Source organism: Frankia canadensis (genome assembly GCF_900197875.1).
Classification (GTDB): domain Bacteria; phylum Actinomycetota; class Actinomycetes; order Frankiales; family Frankiaceae; genus Frankia; species Frankia canadensis.
Genome location: NZ_FZMO01000231.1, coordinates 1 through 5,850 on the forward strand (window position 1 = coordinate 1; position 5,850 = coordinate 5,850).

Sequence of the window (5,850 nt, forward strand, 5' to 3'; positions counted from 1 at the left end):
AACGGGTGGCGGCCAACGTGCGCACCATCGCCGAGGACCTCGCGCCACTGCTGCGCGACCTCGACCCAGCGTCGCTGAGCCCGGCCACCCCCGCGGCCGAGAAGGAGAACCTCTGATGGCGACAGGGCCGGGACCGGCGACCGAGCGGCTCACGGACAGCGGTCGGCTCACGGGCAAGGTCGCGCTGGTCACCGGTGCCGGCCAGGGGATCGGGCGGGGCATCGCGCTGGCGCTGGCCCGGGAGGGCGCGGCGGTCGCGCTGGCCGGGCGGACGGTCGCCAAGTGCGAGGCCGTCGTCGCCGAGATCGACGCGTTCGGCGGACGCGCCCTCGCGCTGGCCTGCGACGCGAGTGAGCGCGCCCAGGTCGACGCGGCCGTCGGGGCGGCGGTGTCCGCGTTCGGCGGCCTCGACGCGCTGGTCAACAACGCCGCCACGTCGGTCCAGGGCCCGCTGGCGGAGCTGACCGAGGCCGACGTCGACGACTGCTGGCGCAACGGGGCGCTGGCCACGTTCCACGGGATGCAGGCGGCGCTGCCGCACCTGCGGGCGCGCGGCGGCGGGTCGATCGTGAACTTCGGCTCGAACACCGCCATCACCGGCGTCAGCACCTTCGGCGCCTACGCGATGGCCAAGGAGGCGATCCGCGGGCTGTCGCGGGTCGCGGCCCGCGAGTGGGGCCGTTACAACATCCGGGTCAACGTAGTGGTGCCCAACGCGCTGTCACCGAGCGCCGAGACCTTCGCGCGGGAGCATCCGGACCACTTCGCCCGCATGCAGCAGGCGCTCACGCTGCGCCGCGTCGGCGACCCGGAGGCGGACATCGGCCGCGCGGTCGTCGCACTCGTCAGCGACGACCTCGCCTACCTGACCGCGGACACGCTGATGCTCACCGGCGGAGGGATCTGACCCGATGACGACGGCACACGAGCCCCCGAACCCCCCGGGCCCGGCACGCGGTGACGCAGCGGGCGACCTCGCCACCCGGCTGGCCCGCGTCGAGGCCCGCCAGGAGATCGGGCAGCTGCCGATCCGCTACGCGATCGCGGTCGACTCCCGCGACCTCGACACGTGGACGAGCCTGTTCGTCCCCGACGTCCGCATGGGCCGGCACGGCCAGGGACGCGAGATCCTGCGGTCCTTCATCGAGCCTCAGGTCCGCTGGTTCTACCGGTCCATCCACCAGATCTGCGGTCACCGCGTCGTCCTCGGCCCCGACGAACCGGACGGCACGGGCCCGACGACGGCGACGGGCAGCGTGTACTGCCGCGCCGAGCACGAGGTGGGCGAGCGCTGGATCGTGATGGCCATCCGCTACGACGACGCCTACCGCCGGGTCGACGGCGAGTGGCTCTTCGAGCGCCGGCAGGAACGTCACTGGTACGCCGCCGACCTCACCGAACATCCACAGGCCGTCGGCTTCGACAGCTGGGGCACCTCGCCGGGGCGCCCGGCGTTACCCGCGCTCGACCCGTCGTGGGCGCCGTTCTGGTCCGGAACCGACGTCGGTTCCGTGACCTCTGCGCCCACCGGCGGGACCGCGCCGGTGTAGGGAGCTCCCACCCCAGCACGAGACATCGCCGAAAGGAACGGATCACATGGCAACGGAGAGGTTCACCGGAAAGGTCGCCGTGGTCACCGGCGCCGGCTCGGGCATCGGGCGGGCATCGGCGGCGCGGCTGGCGGCCGAGGGCGCGCTGGTCGTGGTGAACGACCTGCGGGCGGAGCCGGCGGCCGAGACGGTCCGGCTCATCGTCGACGGCGGGGGGTCCGCCGAGGCGGTCCCGGGTGACGTGCTCGAGCCCGGTTTCGTCGACCGCCTGCTCGACGGCGTCGCCGAGCGTCACGGCCGCCTCGACATCCTGCACAACAACGTCGGTTTCGGCGGCCGGGCGGCGATCACCGAGGTCGACGACGCGACCTGGGCCCGCGGCATCGACGGCAACCTCGGCGCGACGTTCCGCGGGATCCGCGCGGCGCTACGGATCATGGGCTCGCGGGGCGGCGGCACGGTGGTGAACACCGCCTCGATGGCCGGCACCGGCAAGGTCGTCGGCACGACGCCGTACTACGGCACCGCGAAGGCGGCGGTCATCCACCTCACCCAGGAGGCCGCCGTCGAGGGCGGGCCGCTGGGCATCCGGGTGAACGCGGTGGTGCCCGGCTCGGTGCGCACACCCGCCTTCGAGGCGTACCTGGCGGGCGAGGGCCGGCTGGAGCGCTACGCCGCACAGCTGCCACTGCCCCGGGTGGCCGAGCCGGCCGACATCGCCGCCGCGGTCGCCTTCCTCGCCTCGGACGACGCGGCCGCGATCACCGGCATCGCACTGCCGGTGGACAGCGGCCTGAGCGCCGTCCTCTACCAGCCCGCCCTCGGCTGACGGCCCACCTGACGGCTGACGCCGGCGGCCAGCGGCTCAGCCGGTGGCCGGCGGCGTCGACCAGGGGGCGTTCGGCCGCTCGCCGGCGATGTTGAGGCTGACGTGGCCGGTGGCGACCAGCCGGTCCGTCTGCGCGTCGACGATGGTGACGTCGGCGAAGTTGACGGCGCGGCCGCGCCGGGTGGCGTGGCCGCGGGCCCGCAGGCCGGCCCCGCGGCCCGCGTTCAGGTACTGGATGGACATCGAGATGGTGGTCAGCCGGCTGCCCTTGCTGAAGTCGTGCCCGGCGATCACCGCGCCGCCGCCGCAGGTGTCCAGCAGGGAGGCGATCACCCCGCCGTGGAAGATCCCGTCATGCGCGGACAGGCCCTCGGAGTAGGGCAGGAAGAACTCGACGCCGTCCGGCTCCCACCGGTCGATCCGCAGCCCGCAGTGCCGGTTGAAGGCGACGCCCTTCTCCCAGTGCTCCCGGAACCACTCCCGACGAAACCGCTGTTCGTCCTCGCTCAGGCCCACGGCCCCTCCGCTCGCTGCTCGGGACGGCGCTGCCGGCGCCGTCGGCATCACTCTGCCGGACACGAGGACCCACCGGTCAACCGTTACCGCGCGGACCAGCGGATCGGACGGGGGGGCTGGCCAACCACTAACTCTTCTATCAATATGACTGATATCACCATTTGACATGGAGTCGGCCGCCGCGGCCGGACGTCCGGCGGAGCCTCGTGGACCGCGACGCGGGACCCTTATAGCTATATGATTTAACCTCTACAGCCTGGAGGCTCCCATGAGCATCGCCGATCTTCGGCTCTTCGACTGCGACACCCACTGCTACGAGCCCCGGGATGCCGTCACCCGCTACCTGCCGTCGAAGTGGGCCGACCAGGCCGTGCGGCCGGTGCGCATGCCGGACGGCTCGGAGCGGATCCTGGCGGCCGACCGGATCGCGGTGTTCAACTCGGAGCAGGGCCTCGGGTTCGACCTGGCGTACAAGCCGGGCTCGCTCAAGGAGATGCTGCGCCAGATGGGGTCCGGCAACCCGGACGAGACCTACCAGCCCGAGCCGATGCGGCCCGAGTACCAGAACCGCGACGCTCGGCTGCGGCTGATGGACGAGCAGGGCCTGGAGCGCGCGGTCCTGTTCCCGTCCGCGATCGCGCTGTCGATCGAGAACTACGTCAAGGACACCGCGGCCGCCTACGCGAACGTCCACGCGTTCAACCAGTGGTTCGACGAGGACTGGGGGTTCAACCGGGACGGCCGGCTGTTCGCCCCGGCTCTGCTCTCCCTGCGCGATCTCGACCTCGCCGTCGAGGAGCTGGAGTTCGTCCTCGACCGCGGCGCGAAGATCGTGCTGCTGCCGACCGGACCGGCGAACGGCCGCTCGCCCGGCGACCCGTACTTCGACCCGATCTGGTCGCGGCTCAACGAGGCCGGCGTGACGGTCGCCTTCCACATCATGGAGAACTGGTACAACGAGAACATCGGGCCGGCCTGGGGGCACAGCGGCGCGCCGGGCTCGTGGCACATGTCCGCCTGGTCGTGGAACAACCTCTACGGCGACCGCCCGATCATGGACACGCTGTCCGCGCTGATCTTCGACAACATCTTCGGCCGGTTCCCGAACCTGAACGTGCTGGTCGCGGAGTTCGGCGCGTCCTGGGTGCCGAACTTCATCAGCCACATGGACAAGAGCCGCGGCATGGGCCGCAACGGCCCGTGGATCGGCGGGAAGCTCACCGAGCGGCCCAGCGCGATCTTCCGCCGGCACGTCCGGGTCGCGCCGTACCCCGAGGACGACATCATCAAGATCGTCCGCGACCTGCCCGACGTCGACTGCCTCGTCATGGGCTCGGACTTCCCGCACGCCGAGGGCCTGGCCGTGCCGCGCGACTTCGGCAAGCTGCTCGACGGGCTGTCCGAGGAGGACCAGGTCAAGATCCTGCGCGGCAACGCCGCCAAGCTGTTCGAGACCGTCTGACCATGCCTGCCTACCCGCCCGGCCGGCCGGGAAGGAGCACCGGATGAGCGGACCGAGCGTCTCGCCGTTCGAGCTACGCGTGACCGACGAGCAGATCGCCGACGTGCGCGCCCGGCTGGACCGGACCCGCTGGCCCGACCAGCTCCCCGGCGTCGGATGGGACTACGGGACCGACCTCGCCGCCCTGGTCGAGCTGTGCCGGTACTGGAAGGACGACTTCGACTGGTCGCGCTTCCAGGACCGGGCCAACGCCCATCCGCAGCTCGTCACCGAGATCGACGGGCAGCGGGTGCACGCCATCCACGCCCGCTCGCCCGAGCCGGGCGCGCGGCCGCTGCTGCTCACCCATGGCTGGCCGGGCTCGGTCGCGGAGTTCTGGGAGGTCGTCGGGCCGCTGACCGACCCGGCACGCCACGGCGGCGATCCGGCCGACGCGTTCCACGTCGTCGTGCCGTCGCTGCCCGGCTACGGCTTCTCCGGCCCGACGACGGCCACTGGCTGGGACGTGCCACGGGTCGCCGCCGCCTTCCTGCGGCTCATGACCATCCTGGGCTACGACCGCTTCTTCGCCCAGGGCGGCGACTGGGGCAGCCGGGTGAGCGTGACCCTCGCCGGGCTGACCCCCGAACGGGTCGCGGCGCTGCACCTCAACCTGCTCCCGGTCTCGGCGCCCGACCGGGCGAACCCCACCGCCGGCCTCGACGCCGACGACCTGGCCCTGGTCGCCGCGAACAAGCAGCTCAACCGGCACGAGACCGCCTACCAGCGGATCCAGAGCACGAAGCCGCAGACGCTCGCCTATGGCCTCGCGGACTCTCCCGCCGGCCTCGCCGGCTGGATCCTGGAGAAGTTCCACGGCTGGAGCCACCTCGACGCGAAGGGCGAGATCCAGATCAGCCAGGACCGGCTGCTCGACAACATCTCGATCTACTGGCTGACCGGGACCATCAACTCCTCCACGCGGCTCTACTACGAGTCGGTCGGGCCGGGCCGGTTCGCGCCGCTGCCGCCGCTGGCCGTCCCGCTCGGACACACCGTGTTCCCCGGCGAGCCGTTCCGGCCTCCGCGGGCCTGGGCCGAGGCGGCGTACCCGACGCTGTGCCACTGGTCGCAGGCCGCCCGCGGCGGCCATTTCGCCGCGCTCGAGGAGCCGGGGCTGTTCACCGACGAGGTCCGCACCTTCTTCCGGACCCAGCGAATCCGACCGGCCTGACCCGCCCGTCGGGCCTCCTGGCCGAGGGCCGTCCGGCCCCCGTGTCCCGGCCGGCCCGGCGGCTCATGGCCGGCCCCCCTGCCCGGCGGCTCCTGCTCGGCCCGCCGCGGCGGCGCGGGGCTGCCGGGCCCGGCCGTCGAGGCCGGCTTCGATTGCGGGTCGGTCGGGTCCCGATTTACGTTTGCGCCGTATGCCGCGCCGTGTCCCCCGTGGAGCGCCGCGGCCTCGACCTATGGAGCGTGTGCGCGTTGAGAATCAGCGTCGAGCCGGAGCTCGAGGA

The 5,850-nt window shown here is 72.5% G+C and carries 6 protein-coding genes; 5 read left to right on the top strand and 1 reads right to left on the bottom strand.

The window, feature by feature from the left end; all coding sequences use genetic code 11:
- Window positions 1-115 precede the first annotated feature (115 nt).
- Genes C1A33_RS18575 through C1A33_RS18585 form a run of 3 tightly spaced genes read left to right on the top strand, consistent with a single transcriptional unit; the run spans window position 116 to window position 2,379 of the window.
- The gene (locus tag C1A33_RS18575; protein ID WP_101832738.1) at window positions 116-907 is read left to right on the top strand and encodes an SDR family NAD(P)-dependent oxidoreductase; all 792 of its coding nucleotides are present in this window, start codon (window positions 116-118) and stop codon (window positions 905-907) included.
- 4 nt (window positions 908-911) lie between these two features.
- Window positions 912-1,550 carry a nuclear transport factor 2 family protein gene (locus tag C1A33_RS18580; protein WP_101832739.1) on the top strand — a complete coding sequence of 213 codons (639 nt, stop codon included), beginning with the start codon at window positions 912-914 and terminating at the stop codon, window positions 1,548-1,550.
- A 46-nt stretch (window positions 1,551-1,596) separates the two neighbouring features.
- On the top strand, window positions 1,597-2,379 hold the full coding sequence (locus tag C1A33_RS18585; protein WP_101832740.1) for an SDR family NAD(P)-dependent oxidoreductase: 783 nt from the start codon (window positions 1,597-1,599) through the stop codon (window positions 2,377-2,379).
- A 36-nt stretch (window positions 2,380-2,415) separates the two neighbouring features.
- On the opposite strand, the gene C1A33_RS18590 is transcribed toward C1A33_RS18585, so the two are convergent.
- Window positions 2,416-2,895 (bottom strand): PaaI family thioesterase, encoded by a 480-nt coding sequence (locus C1A33_RS18590; protein ID WP_207770372.1) that lies wholly within the window; start codon window positions 2,893-2,895, stop codon window positions 2,416-2,418.
- 268 nt (window positions 2,896-3,163) lie between these two features.
- Here C1A33_RS18590 and C1A33_RS18595 point away from each other — a divergent pair, with 268 nt between their 5' ends.
- Complete coding sequence (locus C1A33_RS18595; protein ID WP_101832742.1) at window positions 3,164-4,357, top strand: amidohydrolase family protein; 1,194 nt, start codon at window positions 3,164-3,166, stop codon at window positions 4,355-4,357.
- Window positions 4,358-4,400: 43 nt separating this feature from the next.
- Window positions 4,401-5,570 (top strand): epoxide hydrolase family protein, encoded by a 1,170-nt coding sequence (locus tag C1A33_RS18600; RefSeq protein WP_101832743.1) that lies wholly within the window; start codon window positions 4,401-4,403, stop codon window positions 5,568-5,570.
- Window positions 5,571-5,850: the final 280 nt, after the last annotated feature.

What these genes read in the sequence shown, in the direction of transcription:
- C1A33_RS18575 (WP_101832738.1), top strand. Translation starts at nt 116, where the DNA reads ATGGCGACAGGGCCGGGACCGGCGACCGAGCGGCTCACGGACAGCGGT.
- C1A33_RS18580 (WP_101832739.1), top strand. Translation starts at nt 912, where the DNA reads ATGACGACGGCACACGAGCCCCCGAACCCCCCGGGCCCGGCACGCGGT.
- C1A33_RS18585 (WP_101832740.1), top strand. Translation starts at nt 1,597, where the DNA reads ATGGCAACGGAGAGGTTCACCGGAAAGGTCGCCGTGGTCACCGGCGCC.
- C1A33_RS18595 (WP_101832742.1), top strand. Translation starts at nt 3,164, where the DNA reads ATGAGCATCGCCGATCTTCGGCTCTTCGACTGCGACACCCACTGCTAC.
- C1A33_RS18600 (WP_101832743.1), top strand. Translation starts at nt 4,401, where the DNA reads ATGAGCGGACCGAGCGTCTCGCCGTTCGAGCTACGCGTGACCGACGAG.